General features: G+C 41.6%; 23 protein-coding genes. 14 read left to right on the top strand and 9 right to left on the bottom strand.

Annotated elements, in window-relative coordinates; translation table 11 throughout:
- The first annotated feature begins 7 nt into the window (after positions 1 to 7).
- The 3 genes from AB6735_RS13595 (at position 8) to AB6735_RS13605 (ending at position 2,888) form a co-directional block, all read left to right on the top strand.
- Positions 8 to 343: a circadian clock KaiB family protein gene (locus AB6735_RS13595; RefSeq protein WP_370996391.1), complete on the top strand. Its 336-nt coding sequence runs from the start codon at positions 8 to 10 to the stop codon at positions 341 to 343.
- On the top strand, positions 343 to 2,007 hold the full coding sequence (locus tag AB6735_RS13600) for an ATP-binding protein (RefSeq protein WP_370996392.1): 1,665 nt from the start codon (positions 343 to 345) through the stop codon (positions 2,005 to 2,007). Before AB6735_RS13595 ends, AB6735_RS13600 begins: the two co-directional genes overlap by 1 nt.
- 104 nt (positions 2,008 to 2,111) lie before the next feature.
- Positions 2,112 to 2,888 (top strand): enoyl-CoA hydratase/isomerase family protein, encoded by a 777-nt coding sequence (locus AB6735_RS13605; protein WP_370996393.1) that lies wholly within the window; start codon positions 2,112 to 2,114, stop codon positions 2,886 to 2,888.
- A gap of 48 nt (positions 2,889 to 2,936) precedes the next feature.
- Here AB6735_RS13605 and AB6735_RS13610 read toward each other — a convergent pair whose 3' ends face one another.
- Positions 2,937 to 3,212, bottom strand: coding sequence for a hypothetical protein (locus AB6735_RS13610; RefSeq protein ID WP_370996394.1), 276 nt, complete (start codon positions 3,210 to 3,212; stop codon positions 2,937 to 2,939).
- Between the two features lie 92 nt (positions 3,213 to 3,304).
- Here AB6735_RS13610 and AB6735_RS13615 point away from each other — a divergent pair, with 92 nt between their 5' ends.
- A complete protein-coding gene (locus AB6735_RS13615; RefSeq protein ID WP_370996395.1) occupies positions 3,305 to 4,987 on the top strand; it encodes a hypothetical protein in 1,683 nt (560 codons plus the stop codon).
- Between the two features lie 69 nt (positions 4,988 to 5,056).
- Positions 5,057 to 5,317 carry a transposase gene (locus AB6735_RS13620; protein WP_370996396.1) on the top strand — a complete coding sequence of 87 codons (261 nt, stop codon included), beginning with the start codon at positions 5,057 to 5,059 and terminating at the stop codon, positions 5,315 to 5,317.
- A 14-nt stretch (positions 5,318 to 5,331) separates the two neighbouring features.
- Here the strand turns inward: AB6735_RS13620 and AB6735_RS13625 are convergent, their stop codons facing one another.
- Both AB6735_RS13625 and AB6735_RS13630 read right to left on the bottom strand, forming a co-directional pair.
- A complete protein-coding gene (locus AB6735_RS13625; protein ID WP_370996397.1) occupies positions 5,332 to 5,625 on the bottom strand; it encodes a chaperone modulator CbpM in 294 nt (97 codons plus the stop codon).
- A gap of 16 nt (positions 5,626 to 5,641) precedes the next feature.
- Positions 5,642 to 6,535 carry a DnaJ C-terminal domain-containing protein gene (locus AB6735_RS13630; RefSeq protein ID WP_370996398.1) on the bottom strand — a complete coding sequence of 298 codons (894 nt, stop codon included), beginning with the start codon at positions 6,533 to 6,535 and terminating at the stop codon, positions 5,642 to 5,644.
- Positions 6,536 to 6,712: 177 nt separating this feature from the next.
- On the opposite strand from AB6735_RS13630, the gene AB6735_RS13635 reads away from it, so the two are divergent.
- Positions 6,713 to 7,045, top strand: coding sequence for a cupin domain-containing protein (locus AB6735_RS13635; RefSeq protein WP_370996399.1), 333 nt, complete (start codon positions 6,713 to 6,715; stop codon positions 7,043 to 7,045).
- Positions 7,046 to 7,063: 18 nt separating this feature from the next.
- Positions 7,064 to 7,579 carry a GNAT family N-acetyltransferase gene (locus AB6735_RS13640; protein ID WP_370996400.1) on the top strand — a complete coding sequence of 172 codons (516 nt, stop codon included), beginning with the start codon at positions 7,064 to 7,066 and terminating at the stop codon, positions 7,577 to 7,579.
- Here the strand turns inward: AB6735_RS13640 and AB6735_RS13645 are convergent.
- Entirely contained in the window at positions 7,576 to 8,205 is a 630-nt protein-coding gene (locus AB6735_RS13645) for a CatA-like O-acetyltransferase (RefSeq protein ID WP_370996401.1), read from the bottom strand. The two genes, AB6735_RS13640 and AB6735_RS13645, sit on opposite strands and share 4 nt — an antisense overlap.
- Positions 8,202 to 8,891: an HAD family hydrolase gene (locus AB6735_RS13650; protein ID WP_370996402.1), complete on the bottom strand. Its 690-nt coding sequence runs from the start codon at positions 8,889 to 8,891 to the stop codon at positions 8,202 to 8,204. The genes AB6735_RS13645 and AB6735_RS13650 overlap by 4 nt, the downstream gene beginning before the upstream one ends.
- 156 nt (positions 8,892 to 9,047) lie before the next feature.
- On the opposite strand from AB6735_RS13650, the gene AB6735_RS13655 reads away from it, so the two are divergent.
- Positions 9,048 to 9,407, top strand: a complete 360-nt coding sequence (locus AB6735_RS13655; RefSeq protein WP_370996403.1) for a DUF1493 family protein — start codon at positions 9,048 to 9,050, stop codon at positions 9,405 to 9,407.
- Between the two features lie 128 nt (positions 9,408 to 9,535).
- On the opposite strand, the gene AB6735_RS13660 is transcribed toward AB6735_RS13655, so the two are convergent.
- Together AB6735_RS13660 and AB6735_RS13665 are read right to left on the bottom strand one after the other, a co-directional pair.
- Positions 9,536 to 9,757, bottom strand: a complete 222-nt coding sequence (locus AB6735_RS13660) for a PspC domain-containing protein (protein ID WP_076373079.1) — start codon at positions 9,755 to 9,757, stop codon at positions 9,536 to 9,538.
- 1 nt (position 9,758) lies between these two features.
- The gene (locus AB6735_RS13665; protein ID WP_370996404.1) at positions 9,759 to 11,045 is read right to left on the bottom strand and encodes a DUF2851 family protein; all 1,287 of its coding nucleotides are present in this window, start codon (positions 11,043 to 11,045) and stop codon (positions 9,759 to 9,761) included.
- Positions 11,046 to 11,162: 117 nt separating this feature from the next.
- Between AB6735_RS13665 and AB6735_RS13670 the strand changes: the two genes are divergently transcribed.
- Positions 11,163 to 12,467: an MFS transporter gene (locus AB6735_RS13670; RefSeq protein ID WP_370996405.1), complete on the top strand. Its 1,305-nt coding sequence runs from the start codon at positions 11,163 to 11,165 to the stop codon at positions 12,465 to 12,467.
- 148 nt (positions 12,468 to 12,615) lie between these two features.
- Complete coding sequence (locus AB6735_RS13675; RefSeq protein ID WP_370996406.1) at positions 12,616 to 13,680, top strand: M20 family metallo-hydrolase; 1,065 nt, start codon at positions 12,616 to 12,618, stop codon at positions 13,678 to 13,680.
- Between the two features lie 157 nt (positions 13,681 to 13,837).
- Here AB6735_RS13675 and AB6735_RS13680 read toward each other — a convergent pair whose 3' ends face one another.
- Entirely contained in the window at positions 13,838 to 14,554 is a 717-nt protein-coding gene (locus AB6735_RS13680; RefSeq protein ID WP_370996407.1) for a ZIP family metal transporter, read from the bottom strand.
- On the bottom strand, positions 14,554 to 15,117 hold the full coding sequence (locus AB6735_RS13685; protein ID WP_370996408.1) for a phosphatase PAP2 family protein: 564 nt from the start codon (positions 15,115 to 15,117) through the stop codon (positions 14,554 to 14,556). Before AB6735_RS13685 ends, AB6735_RS13680 begins: the two co-directional genes overlap by 1 nt.
- Before the next feature lie 306 nt (positions 15,118 to 15,423).
- Between AB6735_RS13685 and glmM the strand changes: the two genes are divergently transcribed.
- The 4 genes from glmM to AB6735_RS13705 all read left to right on the top strand — a co-directional run bounded on the left by glmM (position 15,424) and on the right by AB6735_RS13705 (position 19,302).
- Positions 15,424 to 16,806 (top strand): phosphoglucosamine mutase, encoded by a 1,383-nt coding sequence (gene glmM, locus AB6735_RS13690; protein ID WP_370996409.1) that lies wholly within the window; start codon positions 15,424 to 15,426, stop codon positions 16,804 to 16,806.
- Between the two features lie 171 nt (positions 16,807 to 16,977).
- Positions 16,978 to 18,114 (top strand): cysteine desulfurase family protein, encoded by a 1,137-nt coding sequence (locus AB6735_RS13695; protein WP_370996410.1) that lies wholly within the window; start codon positions 16,978 to 16,980, stop codon positions 18,112 to 18,114.
- 426 nt (positions 18,115 to 18,540) lie between these two features.
- Positions 18,541 to 19,029, top strand: coding sequence for a hypothetical protein (locus tag AB6735_RS13700; protein WP_370996411.1), 489 nt, complete (start codon positions 18,541 to 18,543; stop codon positions 19,027 to 19,029).
- Positions 19,030 to 19,074: 45 nt separating this feature from the next.
- Positions 19,075 to 19,302, top strand: coding sequence for a hypothetical protein (locus tag AB6735_RS13705; protein WP_370996412.1), 228 nt, complete (start codon positions 19,075 to 19,077; stop codon positions 19,300 to 19,302).
- Positions 19,303 to 19,374: the final 72 nt, after the last annotated feature.

The following is a 19,374-nucleotide window of genomic DNA, read 5'->3' on the forward strand; positions in this document are numbered from 1 at the left end:
ATAAAAAATGGCCAAAAAGGATCAGTCATCTTTATCTGAAGATAATTATTTAAATGAGCAGGAACAACAGGTGTACCATTTACGCCTGTTTATAACAGGTGCATCGCCCAATTCATCGCGGGCTATTACCAATCTCAAGGATATTTGCGAAACGCATTTAAAAGGTAATTATAACCTGGAGATAATAGATGTTTATCAGCAGCCATTAATTGTTGAGCGGGAGCAGATCATCGCTTTACCTATGCTCATCAAAAAGACACCGGGTGTGGAGCGGCGGCTTATTGGAGATATGTCAAACACGGTTAAAGTATTAAAAGGTCTTGGTTTACAAACAGAAAATTAATGGAACCGGTTAAATATACATATGAAGAGTTACTGCAGCAGAATGAAGAACTTCGGATACAGCTGGAGGAAGCTAATGATACCATTGACGCTATTCGTACCGGCCAGATTGACGCGCTTATTGTAAACGGAGCCGACGGACATCAGTTATACACTCTAAAAACAGCCGATCAAACTTACCGTGTTTTTATTGAAAAGATGAACGAAGGAGCGGTCACACTCAACCGTGAAGGCACTATCCTTTACAGTAATTCGCGGTTTGCAGCTATGATGAACTTACCTCTTCAAAAGGTGATTGGGCTAAATTTTACCTCTTTTATTCCGGAGATATCCGTCGAAAAATTTAACGATCTGATGCAAAAAGGTTGGGTAGAAGATTGTAAGGGTGAAATATTACTGGCCGATAAACAAGGAAAGTTAACACCTTGTTTGCTTTCCTGTACTACACTTGATCTGGATGAAGGCATTGCCTTAAGTTTGATCCTGACCGATCTTACCAGTCAAAAAGAAACGGAATGGGAACTAAAAATAAAAAACGAACAGCTGTTGGCGGCCCAAAATGCTGCCGAAAAACTCAATAATGAGTTGGAAGATACCGTTAAGGCGCGCACTAATGACCTGCTGATAAGCCGTGAGCATTTTAAACTGCTGGCAAACAATATCCCTCAAATGACCTGGACAAACCTGCCTGCCGGCGAGGTGGATTTTTATAACCAGCAATGGTACAACTACACCGGGACCCGTTACGGTGAAACTGTTGGCTGGGGCTGGCAGCATGTAGTTCACCCTGATGATCTGCCAAATACCCTGGATAAGTATATTGAAGCGTTAAAAACCGGTCATATATTTGAGGTGGAGAACCGTTACAAACGCTGGGATAATACCTATCGCTGGCACCTGAACCGGGCAGTTCCTTTGAGGGATGATAAGGGTGCCATCATTTTTTGGGTAGGTACGGCTACCGATATTGAAGATCAGAAAAGAGAGATGGATAGAAAGGACGAATTTATTGGCATTGCCAGCCATGAACTCCGCACGCCCTTAACCAGTTTAAAAGGTTATCTGCAACTTATTACTTCGTATAAAAAGGAAGAGATACCGCCTGTAGTAAAGCAGTACATCGAAAAAGCAAGCGTGGCCATTAACAAATTGCAGCGCCTCATTAATGATCTGCTTGATGTAAGTAAAATACAGGCCGGAAGACTTGAATATGCCCTGGATAAGATCAATTTATCTGACCTGATGGTGCAGGTTACCGAAAACTCAAAACACATTTATCCTTTGTATGAATTTGATAGTCAGCTACAGCCTGGCATCCGCGTAATGGGTAATGCCGAGCGATTGGAGCAGGTTTTGATGAATTTCATAAATAATGCCGTAAAATACTCATTGGCTGATAAGAGGATCATTCTGAAAACCATTGTTAAGGATAATTTGGTACGCGTATCGGTAACCGATTTTGGTATAGGTTTATCAGCAGAGCAGATAGGTCGTATATTTGAGCGTTTTTACAGGGTTGAGGATAAAAGACATATCACCGGCGGTTTGGGTATGGGACTTTATATCAGTGACGAGATCATTAACAACCACCATGGCAAAATAGGCGTAGAGAGTGAATTAGGTAAAGGAGCCACTTTTTACTTTGAACTACCTCTGATTGTTTGACAAACTATTTTAAACGAAAATTGCAGGTAAGCCAAATACTTCTGATATTGGGCTGACAGGCGGTGATTAAATCGTCGCATTTTCTTTAAATAAACCTTAAAATTATGCCCGCTACTGATAATGGGAACGTATCTTTTACAAAAAGCCCGAATGGTATTGCGACTATTAGTTTTTATCATCCTGCACAAAATTCATTGCCAACCGGTCTTTTAAATGACCTTACCGAATATATAATACAAGCGGGGAATGATCCGGAAGTACGGGTTATCATTTTAAAAAGCGGCGGCGACCGTACTTTTTGTGCTGGTGCCAGTTTTGATGAGCTGCTGCAAATAAAAGATAAAGAAACTGGGGCTTTGTTCTTTTCGGGCTTTGCCAAAGTTATCAATGCCTGCCGTAAATCGTCTAAGATAATTGTTGCCCGTGTTCAGGGAAAAGCGGTTGGCGGAGGAGTAGGCCTTGCTGCCGCCGCCGATTATTGCCTGGCCTCGGGCTTTGCATCTATTAAATTAAGTGAACTGGCCATTGGCATCGGGCCCTTTGTTATATCGCCAGCCGTGACCCGCAAAGTTGGCTTGCCCGCTTTTTCGCAGTTAACTATCCGGGCATCCGATTTTCAAACTGCTCAATGGGCCCAGGATCATGGCCTGTATAATGAAGTATATGAAGATATCGCTTCGCTTGATTCTGCAATAGTTGAACTTACCGAAAAATTAGCATCCTATCATCCTGACGCGCTCATCGGGCTAAAACAGATATTATGGGAGGGTACAGATGATTGGGATGAATTATTAACCCAGCGTGCAGCCATTAGTGGCCAACTGGTACTCTCTGACTTTACCCAGCAAGCATTGCAACGCTTTTTGAGCGGCAACAGATAGTATATAAAATACAAAGAGCCCGAATTAATAATTCGGGCTCTTTGTATTTTACCAGCACCTGTAATGACGATGCACCCTGTAATAAACTGGGCGGGCATAGTAGCGGCCCGGATAATAATATGGACGGTCATAGTAAACCCTGCGTGCATAACCATAATATACAGGGCGGTCATAGTAACCATATGCCGGATAATTAGCGGCAACAACCACTCGCGAACGTGGATAATGACCAAATGAAGCACCTATAGATATACTTTGAGCTTTTACAAACTGAACTGAAAATAGTAATGCAAAAACTATGACCGAAAATTTGATAACTTTCATAAATCAAAAATTAAGTTAACACTGTAGTTATTTTATATTTATAGACTATAAATATCACTTGGGGTTTATTTTATTTTATTTATTTTTAAGGCATGTATTACTTTTTATTTACACTGCTATTTTTGGCTATTGTTTTGGGGTTTTCATTGATAAGCTCTTACTATGGTAAATTACGTGCCGAAGAAAAAAAACTTGATAAAATAAAAAGCAAATGGGGTAAACCTGTAAATACCAGGCGTAATTTCGATTTGATTAAAACCTACTTAAATGCCGATAAAGGCTGGGACAGGTTACCAGATGTTACCGCTGAAGACATTGACCTGAAAAGTGTTTTTAATTATATAGACAGAACGAGTTCAAAACCCGGCAAACAATACTTGTATAAAAAGCTGCATTTTCCGGAAACAAATCGTGAAAAGCTACTGGAGCTTGATGCCAAGGTTGAAGCCATTAATAAGGATAGGCCTAACAGGGAATTGATTGAGCTGCAATTATCAAAACTCAACAATACCTACGCTTATTATATTGCCGATCTGTTTTTAAAAACGCATGAATCGATGTTTGTGCCGATCATGAACTTTTATATCAGGTTTGTACCTTTGGTAATCGTGGCACTCGTTGTATCGCTGGTTGTTTACCCAAATCCCATTAGTATTTTATTGTTATTGTTTTTTGTAGGTTATAATGTGGTTTTACATTACGCTAACAAGAAAAAAATAAGCGCCTATACCAACTCGCTACCCCAATTGCTTATTATGCACAACGTAGCAGTATGGCTGGTAAAACATTCTGGCCTGGATGATAATGAGCCTGTTAAAAATAGTTTGAAAAATCTGTTAGGACTAAAACGTTCCTTAAGCATCATCAATTTAGAAAGTAAACTGATCAATGGGGCTGGGGATTTGAGTTATGCTGTTTTTCAACTCATTAAAACATTATTTTTATTAGAGCCCCGAATTTATGCCAGCTCTATAAAACACATTGAAAAATACCGGGAAGATATTGAACTGGTTTATCAATATATAGCTGAAATTGATATGCTGGTAGCCATCCAATCAGTAAGGGAGGGTTTACCTTATTATAGTAAGCCCCAGTTTATCGCTACCGACGCCCAAATGAATATTACCGACCTTTATCATCCCCTGATTGATAAATGCGTTACCAATTCATTATATACCCGTGCAGATAAAGGTGCCTTGATAACCGGTTCAAACATGTCGGGCAAAACAACTTTTATTAAAGCCATCGCCGTTAACACGCTGCTGGCTCAAACCCTGTTTACCAGCTGCACCAGGGAATATAAAGCACCTTTTTTAAAGATACAAACCAGTATTAAAACCAGCGATAGTATTGAGGAGCAAAAAAGCTATTTCCAGGCGCAGGCACAATCCATATTAACTATTATGAGCCGAAGCAACGAGGTGGAACAGGTAAAAAGTTTGGTTATTATTGATGAGATCTTTAGAGGCACCAATACTATTGAACGCATCGCTGCTGCAAAATCGGTATTATCTTATATCACGGCCAACCAAAACTTTGTCTTTGTATCAACCCACGATCTTGAATTGGCCGAATTACTCGATGAGGATTTTGCCATCTATTCTTTTGAAGATTCCAAATCGGGGGCAGTCCTGGTGTTTGATTACAAGCTGAAAGAGGGACTGCTTAAAAGCCGCAACGGTATTGCCATATTAGAGTCCATGGGCTATCCGGATTCGGTAATAGAAGACGCAAATATTGTAAGCGAACGGATGATGCTGAAATATATGGAGTAAGCCACCATGCTTTAGTTTCGTACCTACGGCACGAATTCCCATATTAATAATCGTTGTTCTACCGACATTTTGCTCCTATCGGAGCATTTTCGTCAAGGCGATTCATCCGAATGGATAAATAAAGAAAATTTTAATCCGTCAACTTTTCGATGGCAGGAAGGTTACGGCGCCTTCTCATATTCACGCTCACACATAAAAGATGTTACAGAATATATAGAAAACCAAGAAGAGCATCATCGAAAGAAATCTTTCCTGGAAGAATACAAATTATTCCTTGAACACTTTGAGATAGATTATAATGAACAATATATCTTTACGCCTTTACAATAGAGGTTTGTTTCCGTTTATTCACCCTCATACAATCTTAATTTATTTCTCAGGCTTTGCATATCATCCTGCATTTTTTCCATACGGTGCAATAAATGACTGATGGCTTCTATACCCGCCACATTAATATCCAGTTGATAAAGATTGATCAGTTTCTCCAGCTTCCGAAGTTCTTCTCCAGGTATATAAGTGGTTTCATTAATTAAGGTAACTTTTACTAAATCAGCCTCATATAACGATTCTATAAAGGTGTACTCCACGTTGTGATACAAACAAAAATCATTTACTGATATTAAATCTCGTGTTTTCATTATCTTTAAACTTATATCATGATTTTGAAAGCTCTTTAAATAACTGCTTCTGCTGCTCGGTAAGGTTAACCGGTATCTGGATATCATAAGTAAGGTACAAATCCCCAAACTCATTTTCTTTTTTATAAACGGGCATGCCTTTACCTTTTAGTTTTACTTTGGTACCGTTTTGAGTTTCGGGCTTTACTTTTACTTTAACCTTGCCAGTCAACGTTTCTGCGGTAATTTCGCCGCCAAGTACCGCTGTGTAAAGGTCAAGTTTTACAGTGGCGTATAAATTGCGTCCGTCACGTTTAAAGCGGGCATCATCAAGTATCGAAAACTTGATATAAAGGTCTCCGGCCGGGCCATTATTTACACCAGGCCCGCCATGACCGGCTATTTTAATGGTCTGCCCATTTTCGATACCTGCAGGTATGGTAATACGTATGTTTTTACCATTAACAGTCAATGTCCGTTTATGGGTTTCTGCAATATCCTGAAGCGTTAATTGTAACTCCGCATTAAAATCTTTCCCGCGGTATTTGGTTTGCCTGCTGCCGCCACCGCCAAACATCGATTTAAAAAAGTCGGAAAAATCGCCACCACCAAAGCTTTCATCATCAGTAAAGCCACCGAAACTACCACCGCCATAACCACCTTGCCGGTTTTGCTGTTGCCTGGCTTGTTGTTCATAAGCTTCGCCATGCTGCCAGTTCTCACCATACTTATCATATTTTTTACGTTTCTCAGGATCGCTCAGCACTTCATTGGCCTCATTAAGTTCCTGGAATTTTTTGTGCGCTTCCGCGTCATTCGGATTAAGATCGGGATGGTGTTTACGGGCCAGCTTGCGATAGGCGTTTTTAATATCCTTATCGGTAGCGGTTTTAGTAAGACCCAGTGTTTTATAGTAATCAATAAAAGCCATATCAAGCGTAGAATGTGGTATATGTTATTAACCCTTAAATATACGGCTTAGTTTTAGATGCTTCATTTTTTGCCTGCTATTCTGACTGTAACCTGATCAAAACAAAACGAACACACTTACTATGTTCAGGGTAATTTTTATACTTTTACTCTCGACCTACTAAAGGTCATAACTATCATGGACACCAAAGTATTTAACCAATTTGCAGACATCGAGACCAGGGAAATGACACCTGGTTATTTCTCTAAGATCATTCATACTCCTGGCAATACCATCAACTTTTTAGAGGTAAAAGCCGGAGCAGTATCACCAATGCACCAGCATATTAATCATCAATGCGCTTTTGTTGTAGAGGGACAATTTGAGCTAACAGTTGATGGTGTATCGCAAATATTGGATACCGGCACCTATGCCATTATTCCTCCAAATGTAATACATGGCGGCAGGGCCATTACCGATTGTAAACTGATTGATATATTTGATCCCGTACGCGAAGATTTTAAATTTTAGTAAGATGTCCTTTAAATTATGCCCATTATTACCAAAGCCATACTTGCCGACGTTCCGGAATTAAACATATTAGTTAACAGCGCCTATCGCGGAGAAGAGTCAAAAAAAGGCTGGACATCGGAAGCCGATATGTTAGATGGCCTTAGGATCGATGAAACTATGCTGAAAGAATATTTCGGCAATGAGGCCATCACCATATTGAAACATACCGACAACAACGGTCAGATCACTGGCTGTGTTTACCTGGAAGTTAAAGGGCCGAAACTATACCTGGGTATGTTCAGCGTGTTACCCGTGCTACAGGGCAAAGGAGTGGGGCGGGCCCTGTTGGAAGCTGCTGAGGAATTGGCCAAACAGTTTAACTGCGATACCATCACCATGACCGTAATCAGTACCCGTGCAGAGCTCATTAGCTGGTATGAGCGCAGGGGGTATGCATTTACAGGTGAGATACAACCCTTTCATGACCATGGTCGTTTCGGGAGCCCTAAACAGTTGATAGAGCTCATTGTAATGGAAAAAGCAGTAGTTTAATTACTGCTGTTCATCAGCTCCTGGAAAAGATCATAGTATTGTCCCACATGCAGGCCATCAACCAGGGCATGATGTACGTGGAGAGAAACAGGCATGCTTTTTTTGCCGTTTTCTTCTGTCATTTTTCCGAATGATATCTTCGGGCAGCTATCCGGAAACGAAAAGCTGCGGGCATGTGATAAACTGGTAAAATTGATCCAGGGCATGGCCGAGTAATGTACAATATCATCATCGAGCTTTGGCGCGAAAAGGGTAGTGGTACTTTGCACCCGTTCAATCTCTTTTTTGGAGCCTGCTATAAATGTATCCAGGGAAGGGTGAAAATCGATGTAGCCAAAACCAAAAGTACCATTGGCACGACCGATAGTTGGCCCGGCGTTTATACGATCATAAATATACACCTCATCTCCATAAATACGGCATTTGAATGGTTCCAGCTCATTAATAGCCGTTAATGATTTGTGCAGATAATACAGGAAAAATGATATGCCGTTATCTTTAGCATAAGCGTATGCCCGCGTACAGTCGATGTTGACCACAACACCATAAAAAGGTTCTTCAAAGTTTTTGAAAAAGTTAAAATGCTCCTTGCGTACCCAGGTATCGATGTTTAATTTATGCTTCATGCCAATATATACGGCAGAATTTCCCGAAGTGTATCAGCCTGTTTAAAGTTTTCGTGAGTCAAATTAGTTTCTACATGTTCATGCGCCCAGGTGGTATGGAAAGGTACATGAATGGCATGACCACCAATATTAAGCACCGGCATCACATCAGATTTTAAGGAATTACCTACCATCATAAATTCCGCGGGCTTTATATCCAGGTGTTTGATGAGCTTGATATAATCATCATCCTGCTTATCAGACATGATCTCGATATGGTGAAAATAATGCGACAATCCCGATTTTTTGAGCTTGCGTTCCTGGTCAAGCAGGTCGCCTTTGGTGGCTACTACGAGCCGGTAATGTTTTTTTAAGGTTGCCAGCACATCTTCTACACCATCCAATAGTTCAATGGGTTCATTAAGCATTTCCTTGCCGTACTGCATGATGAGCTCAATAGCATCAAGCCCGATCTTTTTGTCGGATATTTTTAGCGCGGCCTCTATCATACTCAAAATATATCCTTTTATGCCATAACCATACAAGGCCAGATTGGCTATCTCGATCTTAAAAAGTTCGCTTGATATGGTATGCTGGGGTAAGAAGTTCTCCAGTAAACTGCAAAATTTTTCCTCGGTTTTTAAAAAATAGGGCTCGTTTACCCAAAGGGTGTCATCGGCGTCAAAAGCTATAACCTTTAGTTTCATGTGCTTTTATTAACAAGACTGCAATAATAATCATACGACTTTTATTTACTGCCGATTTATGGTAACCTTTTTTTGAAAATAATGTCTCCACAGATGCAACCTAATTTTAAAAACGACGTCCTATACAACACATGGTCAAAGCTATATTCGATTAAAATGGAAGAAGTACTGCCACCCTTAAAAGAATTTATTGTTGATTATTGCAACCGCTATAAACTGAATCATGTTGACCCGGGCAGCCTGAACCTGGATACCAGCATTGATCTGGACCTGGATATATTTGATATCGAGATAGATCTTTTCCTGGCAGATTTTGCCGATCAGTTTAAGGTTGACCCATCCAAATTTACCTGGTACAAATATGGCTATCCTAAGGGCTCAACGCGAGTACGCATGATTAAGCTGATGTTTGGCTATAACAGCACCTGGGCCAAACAACTTGCGCAATATTGTTATAAACCTAAATTCATGGTACGTAACCTGCAGGATGCCGTAAAAACAGGAAGACTATTGTAAAATTTCGGAATTCGGATTTTCGATTTCGGATTTTAAGATCATGGCATTAATAATGAGAATCCCTTAATCCTATAGATCAGGGTTCAGAAAAAAATCAACGGCATCAACGCGATCAAAAAAATCAACGGTCACAGATCCGTAACCCCGGTATGACGGCGCTTTACAAAATTGCGGATATCCAGTACGATACCGGCAAAAAAATAAAATATCAGCGGGAAACCTACAGCCAGGAATGAAGAGTAAATAAAAAACAAACGGATCTTTGAGATAGAAACGTTAAACTTTTCGCCAAGATAGGTGCATACACCAAAGGAGTATCGTTCAAAAAACGTAAGGATTCTCTGTATCATGTCAGGCAAGTTTTAATATTTTATTACCAACGCCACATTGCAGGCATTTCTTATAATTACAATAATTATTTTTTAACTCCAGCAGCGCCTGCGACTCAAAAGCATTGTTAATTTTCAGCCCTAAGTTAATAAAATCTTCGGTAATATTATTTTGTTCGGCCGGTAAATTTTCCAATAACTTTAAACTCCTGCTAATATAATACTGCTGCTGATGCTGTTTTCCGTAGCTGAACAAAAATAAAGCCAAAGTGTTTATTAATAATACATCGATAGAAGCCGCACCCAAAGTTTTTGATACCGGTTTTGATTGTACGTCAAAACGATAATGATCTTCCCAGTAATCGCTCACTTTAATATCGGTAAACAAGGCACGCAAAGCGTTGATATCTTTTATCTCCAGGATCTTAGAGAACAGGTGGTTCGATTGCACGATCAGCGCCGCAAACTGTGCCAGCCTAATCGTCGGAAAGTTTTGTGGCCGCAGACGCATGAACTTCCATAAATGGTTTTCGATAGGTTGAAGGTTATATTTCTTTCGCAGAAAATCATACTCCTTTTTTAATTTCAATGGGTACTCGTCTTTAAGCTCTGCTTCCAGGAACCCGGCCTGCCCAAATATCAGGGCCTCTATTTGCATTGGGTTGTTTTTATGCTTAGCCAGCGTGAGTTGCGGTAATGATTTGGCCAGCAATTCAAAAGGCAGGGCATTGGTTTTAAAGCCAAAGTTGGCAGCCAGGAACTGGTAAAAAGTTTCTTCCCAATCGTTGTGGTTTAAATTCAGTGAATTCGTTACCGCTATGGATCGTTTCTCCAGTCGTTCTACCAGCACACGGGTAAGCCAGTTGCTCATGATGAGTCCGTCAATACCGGCTATGCTTTTTTCGCAGGGAATGATCTGTTGCTCGCCGAAGATCATTTGATGATAGCGGTTGTACAATTCATCAGGTACGCGATTTTGGAGTTGCAGGGTGGGTACTTTACGACCGTTGGCTAAAATAAGTGGCACATCATTGCGGTAAACTACATGCAGTATAACATTGTCATAGGCATTGTCGGTAGTATGACCATGCTTTTGCCAGTCGGACGAAGAAAGATGCACCTCCACATTTCCAGCCCAAACCGTTTCACCTATCCGCACACGGGCGTTATGAAAATCGGGGCCCGAATCAGTATTGGCCATGCCGGCCGAAAGGATCTCCAGTTCTTCGCCGTCATCCGTTTTCAGATCGGTGCGATCAAATAGCCTGAATTTCCATACATAGTGCAAAAAGTCTTCGGTAAAAAGCATCAAACAAGGTAGGAATTTTTGACCGTTGATTTATTTTGATTTGTATGATTTCGCTGATTTTTACCGGAAGGATAAAATTATCTCTTACATTTATCTTTACATCACCCATACTACATTATGACCGAATTAACCAAACCCATACCCAAAACCACAACCGGGCGCATCAAATCCATCATTGGCGGCTCATTAGGTAACCTGGTAGAATGGTATGACTGGTATGTATACACTGCTTTCTCTCTTTATTTTTCCGACGCGTTTTTTCCTTCAGATAATCAAACCGTACAACTCTTAAATACGGCCGGTATTTTTGCCATCGGCTTTTTGATGCGGCCCATAGGCGGCTGGCTCATGGGTACTTTTGCAGACAGGTATGGCCGTAAAAAAGCGCTAACCACATCGGTATTATTAATGAGTGTGGGCTCGTTGATCATCACCATAACGCCAGGTTTTCGCTCTATTGGCGTAGCTGCTCCCTTGTTGCTGGTGCTCGCCCGCATTATACAGGGCATAAGTGTTGGCGGCGAATATGGTACCAGCGCCACCTACCTGAGCGAAATGGCGGGTAAAAAACACCGGGGCTTTTATTCAAGCTTTCAGTATGTAACATTGATTATGGGGCAGTTGATGGCGCTGGGAGTACTGGTACTACTGCAACGTGTTTTTTTAAGCGAACAACAACTGCACGACTGGGGCTGGCGCATTCCATTTGGTATCGGCGCATTTCTGGCCGTAATCACCATGTACCTAAGGCGTAGCTTGCAGGAATCATCCTCATTTACCAATGAAAGCAGCAAGTCAAAGTCGGCTCAGGGTACCCTAAAAGCTTTGGCTAAACATCCTAAAGCGGTATTTACGGTAATTGGTTTAACGGCAGGGGGCACACTCGCTTTTTATACGTTTACTACCTATATGCAAAAGTTCCTGGTGAATACATCGGGGTTCAGCAAAAGCAGCGCTACTATGGTATCAACCCTTACCCTGGCCGTGTTTATGTTACTGCAGCCTGTGTTTGGCCTGCTGTCTGACAAAATAGGCCGTAAACCCTTGCTCATCGGTTTTGGTGTATTAGGCACGCTCTGTACCTTACCCATCATGACGCTTTTGAGCGAAACCAAAGATGTTTGGGTGGCTTTCGCGCTAATATTAGCAGCCCTGATCATCGTTAGCGGTTATACCTCCATCAATGCGGTAGTGAAGGCTGAGCTGTTCCCGGCCAACGTACGCGCCCTGGGAGTAGGCTTTCCCTATGCCATTGCCGTGTCCATATTTGGCGGCTCGGCCGAGTATATTGCGTTGCTATTTAAAAACGAGCACCACCAGCAATGGTTTTACTGGTATGTTACCGTATGCATCGCGCTATCGCTCATTTTATATGCCACCATGAATGATACGCGTAAACACTCTAAAATGGAAGATGAATAATTTAGTATCAAGTAGTTAGTTTCAAGTATCAAGATTTTGAAAATCATATTTAACAAAAAAAGGCGTCTTGATACTTGATACTAACTACTTGATACTGGCCAAAAAGTATTAATTTTGCCCGCTTACCATCATAGGATTGCCTACATATATGGCCGATAACAATAATCTATTTCAACAGGCAGTATCTTTACTGCAACAACTGATATCCATACAATCGTTTAGTAAAGAGGAAGATCGCACTGCCGATCTGATTAACGAGTTTCTACAGCAACGCGGTGTGCAAACGCATCGCAAAATGAATAACATCTGGGCCTGGAATAAGCATTTTGATGCCCGCAAGCCGACTATTTTGCTCAACTCACATCACGATACCGTAAAACCCAACTCTGGCTATACCCGCGATCCATACGACGCTAAAATTGAGGACGGGAAGCTTTACGGCCTGGGCAGTAATGATGCCGGGGGCTGCCTGGTATCGCTGATAGCGGTATTTCTTTATTTTCATGACCAGGAAAATTTAAAGTACAACTTTTGCCTGGCCACCACAGCCGAAGAAGAGATTTCTGGTGTGAACGGTTTGGAACTCATCATTCCCGAATTAGGCAAACTGGATTTCGGCATAGTAGGCGAGCCCACTTTGATGCAGCTGGCCATTGCCGAACGTGGCTTAATGGTGCTGGATTGTGTAGCCCACGGTCGCGCAGGACATGCCGCCCGCGAAGAAGGTGATAATGCCATTTATAAAGCTTTAACGGATATTGAGTGGTTCCGCAGTTTCACATTTCCAAAAGAATCGGAAGTATTTGGGCCGATAAAAATGTCGGTTACTATCATCAACGCTGGTTCGCAGCATAATGTAGTACCTGCCAGTTGCACCTTTACCGTTGACGTAAGGGTGACTGACGCATATCGAAATGAGGAAGTATTGGAGATCATCCGTCAGCACGTTAGCTGCGATGTTAACCCGCGTTCTATTCGTTTAAAACCATCGTCTATACCAAAAGAACACGCGATTGTGCAGGCTGGTATCGCTTTAGGTCGTACCACTTATGGTTCACCAACCACGTCAGATCAGTCGCTCCTGGATATCCCATCAATCAAAGTAGGTCCCGGCGATTCAGCGCGTTCACATACAGCCGATGAGTTTGTTTATGTAGACGAGATCAGGGAAGGTATCGATCTGTATATTAAAATGCTGGAAAGTATTAATTAATTGATGTGCGGATGTTTCACCATATCCGCATAATACCAGCTCGTCATTGCGAGGTACGAAGCAATCTCTACACAGACGGGTTAACCGTGCTTGTTTGCTCTGTACAGCATAGAGATTGCTTCGTGCCTCGCAATGACGCGTGAAGAAAGAATTGGGGCTATAACTCTCCCACAAATCCCGCCAGCGCTATAGCAACACCCAGCAACACCGCGATCATTTTACGCAGGTTAAATTTATGATCGTTACTCGATTCAAACAATATAGTGGTTGAGATATGCAAAAATATACCGATAACCACACCCATAATGCGATTAAAATAATGCTGTAAATTACCGATATCCCCATTGCTAAGCGCGGTACTAAAAAAATAACCCGCAGGCGCCATCACTGCAAACAAAGCCACAAAAAGTATCGTATTCTGTTTGCTCTGTTTATTGGTTAACAAAACCGTAGCCAGCGCAAAGGCGGCTGGTATATGATGCAGCGCGATACCATAAACCAACTGATCCTGGTTGCCCTGAGCCAGCGGCATTCCTTCCAGAAAAGCATGCAAGCAAAGACTGATCATGATCCCCACCGGAAAAATAGCCAGGTCATGTTTAGGTTTATGCATATGACCATGCTCAATGCCATCAGAAAATTGCTCCAGAATGATCTGGAATAAGAAACCGGCAAGTATAAAAACACCCACCCAATTATCATTACCATGGTAAGCATCCGGTATTAAATGCAGCACCGTAATACCAAACAGATAAGCGCCGCTGAATGATAACACCAGTTTAAGGGTTTTATGGTTATCACCCTTAAAGAAAAACACAGAGGTGCCGCCAAAGAAGGCACAAAAGAATAGTAAACAAATTTTCCAGACAGCCATTAAAAAGCAGGTTGTAATTTTTTAAACAGTAAAGCGAATAAGCCACCCACCAATGCACCATAAATGGCGCCGCAAGCAACATCAACCGGAAAGTGTACGCCCACATACACCTGGGCAAAACTGATAATACCAGCCCATAGTATAGCCCAAAGCCAGATCCAGCGCCATTTTCTGAAAAATACCAGGCTCAAAAAAATAGCCATTGCAAAATGATCGGTAGCATGGGTAGAGGGGAAGCTGTAGCCCGTTCCGCAAGGCACCCGACTGATATCGGTTTGCGAAACTATAGGGTCGCGGCAGGGGCGCAGGCGTTTTACATTATACTTAATGATACTGGCGCTGGTAAAATCGGCAAAGCCGGCTGTGATAGCCAGCAATACGATGATGATAACGCCCGTTTTTTTATAACGGTAGATACAAAAGCCAACAATAAACAGGTACAACGGGATCCAGAATTTGGGATTACGCAGCAAAGGCATGATCCAGTCAAAAAACGGGTTCGACAGATCGTGATTTATAAGATAGAATAAATGCCGGTCGAGTTGTAATAGATGTTCAGGCATTGCCGTTTGTATGTAATGGATAAAAGCCGCGCTGATATGAAGCCGCGATTAGTTGGCAAAGTTATCAATTACTTTAAAACAACATTGATGCGGTATGGTTAATGCTGGTAAATAAATGGATAATTTACAATCAAAGTACATAATGTAGCTTTGTTGCATTTACAACAACAATTAAAAAGCCGTTTATCACAAACGTTTGCGTGAAAAAAGTGGCTTATAAATCAAGTTCAGCCTGTAAATTGTACCTGTTTATACACCGCTTATCAGTTAAATATTTATACTTTTGCCTCTCAAAACCAAATAATTTTGACACTCATAAAATCTATTTCAGGGATCCGCGGCACCATAGGCGGTGCTGTTGGCGACGGTTTAACACCATTGGATATTGTTAAATTCACATCGGCTTATGGTGCATGGGCCGTAAAAAAATCGGGCATCAAAAAAATTGTTGTCGGTCGCGATGCGCGCCTGTCGGGCACTATGGTCAATAATCTGGTTATCGGTACGCTGCAAGGTTTGGGTATTGATGTGATCGATCTGGGCTTGTCCACAACACCTACGGTAGAAGTTGCCGTTACCGGCGAGCAAGCAGCGGGAGGCATTATCCTTACCGCAAGCCATAACCCTAAACAATGGAACGCCCTTAAACTATTAAATGCAAAAGGCGAGTTTATAAGTGATGCCGATGGTAAAGAGGTACTGGAAATAGCCGAGAACAGCGATTTTAATTATGCCGATGTGAACGATTTGGGTAAAGTTACCCAGGATGACAGCTGGATGCAAAAACATATCGACCTGATACTGGCATTACCGCTGGTTGATGTGGCTGCTATTAAAAAAGCACAGTTTAATGTAGTGATCGACTGTGTGAACTCTACTGGTGGTATTTATGTGCCAGCTCTGCTTAAAGCTCTGGGTGTTGACACCGTTCACGAATTATATTGCGAACCGGATGGTAATTTTCCGCATAACCCTGAGCCATTGCCCGAAAACCTGGTAGCATTATCCAAAGAAGTAACCGTCAAAAGGGCTCATTTAGGTATAGCTGTTGATCCGGATGTTGATCGTCTTTGCTTTGTTTGCGAAGATGGCAATATGTTTGGCGAAGAATATACCCTGGTAGCCGTAGCCGATTATGTATTGCAAAACAATAAAGGCAATACCGTATCAAACCTGTCATCAACCCGCGCCCTGCGCGATGTTACCGAAAAAGAAGGCGGCGAATACCACGCGGCAGCGGTAGGCGAGGTGAACGTGGTTAACAAAATGAAAGAAGTAAATGCTGTTATAGGCGGCGAAGGTAATGGCGGGGTAATTTATCCCGAATTGCATTATGGTCGCGACGCTTTAGTAGGCATCGCGCTGTTTTTAACCCATTTGGCTAAGTATGGTAAATCTATTTCTCAGCTTCGTATGTCATATCCAGGTTATTTTATTTCTAAAAACAAAATAACCCTGACACCTGAAATGGATATAGATGCCCTTTTAACTAAGGTAGAGCAGAAATATAGCAAACAGCCGCACAGCACCATTGATGGCCTGAAGATAGAATTTGACAAAGAATGGGTACATTTGCGCCGGTCAAACACCGAACCTATTATCAGGATATACTCTGAAGGTAATTCAGAAACGGTAGCAAACGGCCTGGCAAACAAAATAATTGCCGATATAAAAGAAATATTAAATTAAGTAGTGAGTGGTGAATTGAGAGTGGTGAGTAGTTTTTGGAAGAAATCCTCTACTTTTTCAATCACTAATTCAATAATTACGAAATTGAAGTAAGGATTTTTGAAGAAGGATTAAAGACTTTTTCAAAAATCACTAATTCACTAATTCAATAAATCAATAATTGTAAGAGAGATGCGTGTATACTTTGATAACGCGGCCACCACACCGCTTGATCCGGAGGTTTTAAAAGAAATGTACAAAGTGATGGAGAACCATTATGGTAACCCTTCATCTATCCATGCCCACGGTCGCGAAGCACGCACACTGATCGAGCGGGCGCGCAAAACCATAGCCGGCTTACTGCACACTTCACCTGCCGAGATATTTTTTACCTCAAGCGGTACGGAGGCCGATAATACAGCCATTCGCTGCGGTATTGTTGATCATAACATTACCCACGCTATTACCAGTCATATAGAGCACCATGCGGTGCTGCATACGCTGGAAGCGATGGAAAAATCGGGCATTATTAAGCTGAGCTTTGTTGACGTAGATAGCAAGGGCAATGTTGATTATGATCACCTGGAAACATTATTGAAAAATAATGAGCGCAGCTTTGTATCGATCATGCATGCCAATAACGAAATTGGCACCCTGTCTGATATGATCCGTATCGGTGATCTTTGTGAGGCTTACAACGCCATTTATCATTGCGATACCGTACAAACCATGGGTCATTACCAGCACGACCTGAGTAAGTTAAAAGCACACTTTTTAGTTTGCGCCGGGCATAAACTGCATGGGCCAAAGGGAGTTGGTTTCTTACACGTAAATCATCGTATTAAAATAAAACCCTTTATTTATGGCGGTGCTCAAGAACGTAATATGCGCGGCGGCACCGAGAATATTTATGGTATAGTAGGCCTGGCTAAGGCGCTTGAACTGGCTTATGCCGAAATGGAGCAGCACCGCAACCACATTCAGGACCTAAAAACCTATATGATGGGTAAACTGACAGACCAGATCCCCGGCATTAGCTTTAATGGCGAAACAGATCCGGAGAAAAGTTTGTACACTGTATTGAACGTAGCTTTCCCGGAAATGGAAATGGGGGATATGCTGTTGTTTAACCTGGATATAGCAGGTGTTTCGGCATCTGGTGGCAGTGCCTGCAGCTCAGGTACCGACATTGGCTCCCATGTGCTTACCGCTATTGGAGCAAGCTCATCAAAGCCATCGGTAAGATTCTCGTTCTCCAAATACAGCACCAAGGAAGAAGTTGATTACGTTGTGTCAAAAGTTCGTGAGCTTTGCCCGGTGAACGCTTAATTTTCTGAAACTATATTAAAAGATCTCCCAGAAATTTTAGTACATTTCTATAACTCGCAGCCCGGTTATCTTTTTAAGGTAACCGGGCTGTTTAATTAAGGGCAAAACAAGGTAAAAACTAACCGCTTGGCATGTAGTTATTTGATAATCTATAATTACTTTTTAAAGTTTTGAAAATTGCGCAAAACCATGTTGAAATTTGTTAAAAAGTGTTAAAATGGATGTTTTTTAAATGATTTTGAATGGTTTTTGCCTCTTTTTTCAGCCGAAAAGTGTTAAAATTAGGGGTTTAAAAAGTTTTAGGAAGGCAGAAATTCCTGATGATAACAATTTCTTTAATAGAAATAAATTATCCTATTTATATAATATAAAAAACAATATCCCTTCCCGATTGGTTTATCAATTAACTATTAAATTGAAAAACCTATGATACTGAATAATGAAGAAGCCTGGGATTCCCAGGATAATAATCGTAATGATTTCGACAATAATACCAACTCTTTCGCCGGCCAGAATGAGGACGACTTTAACAGTAGTGAACTTGATAATGACGAATTGAAAGAGGACGAAGGCAATTACAGCGACGAGCTGGAGCCTACTTTTGATCAGGAAGACCTAAACGACGAGGACGAGGAATATGACGTTCCTGAGGAAGTGCCAGAGGAAGACGACGGCAATGAGATACCGGAAGAGGGTGAAACAAATAATGAAGGTTCGGGATATCAACGCCAGCAGGAGGTTGATCAGCCAACCCGTGGAGCCGATACCTCATATAGCGAGAATATAGATGTAAATCCGCCTAACAAAAAAGAGTTCCCATCTGAAGGGCCTGCTAAAACTGACTTCGAGAGCCGCCCGCAGGGTCGTACCACCGGCCGGATGCTGGGTCATGAACCAGGTACAGAAGGGATATAATGGTCTCTAATATTATACTGAAAACGTTAGATGGAGGATAAGAAGATGAATAATTATAAAAATCCTGGCAAAAACCAGCAAAATAACAATAAGGAAACAAGAGAAAGCACCCGGAATATAGACACCAGTACTACTCAAAGTAAAAACAATCTTGAAAAACAAGGTCCTGATAAAAAGAACCTTAATGTTTTGAATGAAGATGGTAGCCTTGCTGATCTTCCCGATCAAGAAGTTGAAGGCCGTGGCGCTTTAGACGGTACTATAGGAAAGTAACCGGCAACGGCTATCGATAACAAGAAAGGCCATCCAAAATGAATGACCTTTCTTGTTGTTTAGCTGAACAAT

It is taken from the genome of Mucilaginibacter sp. RCC_168, from assembly GCF_041355315.1.
Taxonomy (GTDB): Bacteria; Bacteroidota; Bacteroidia; order Sphingobacteriales; family Sphingobacteriaceae; genus Mucilaginibacter.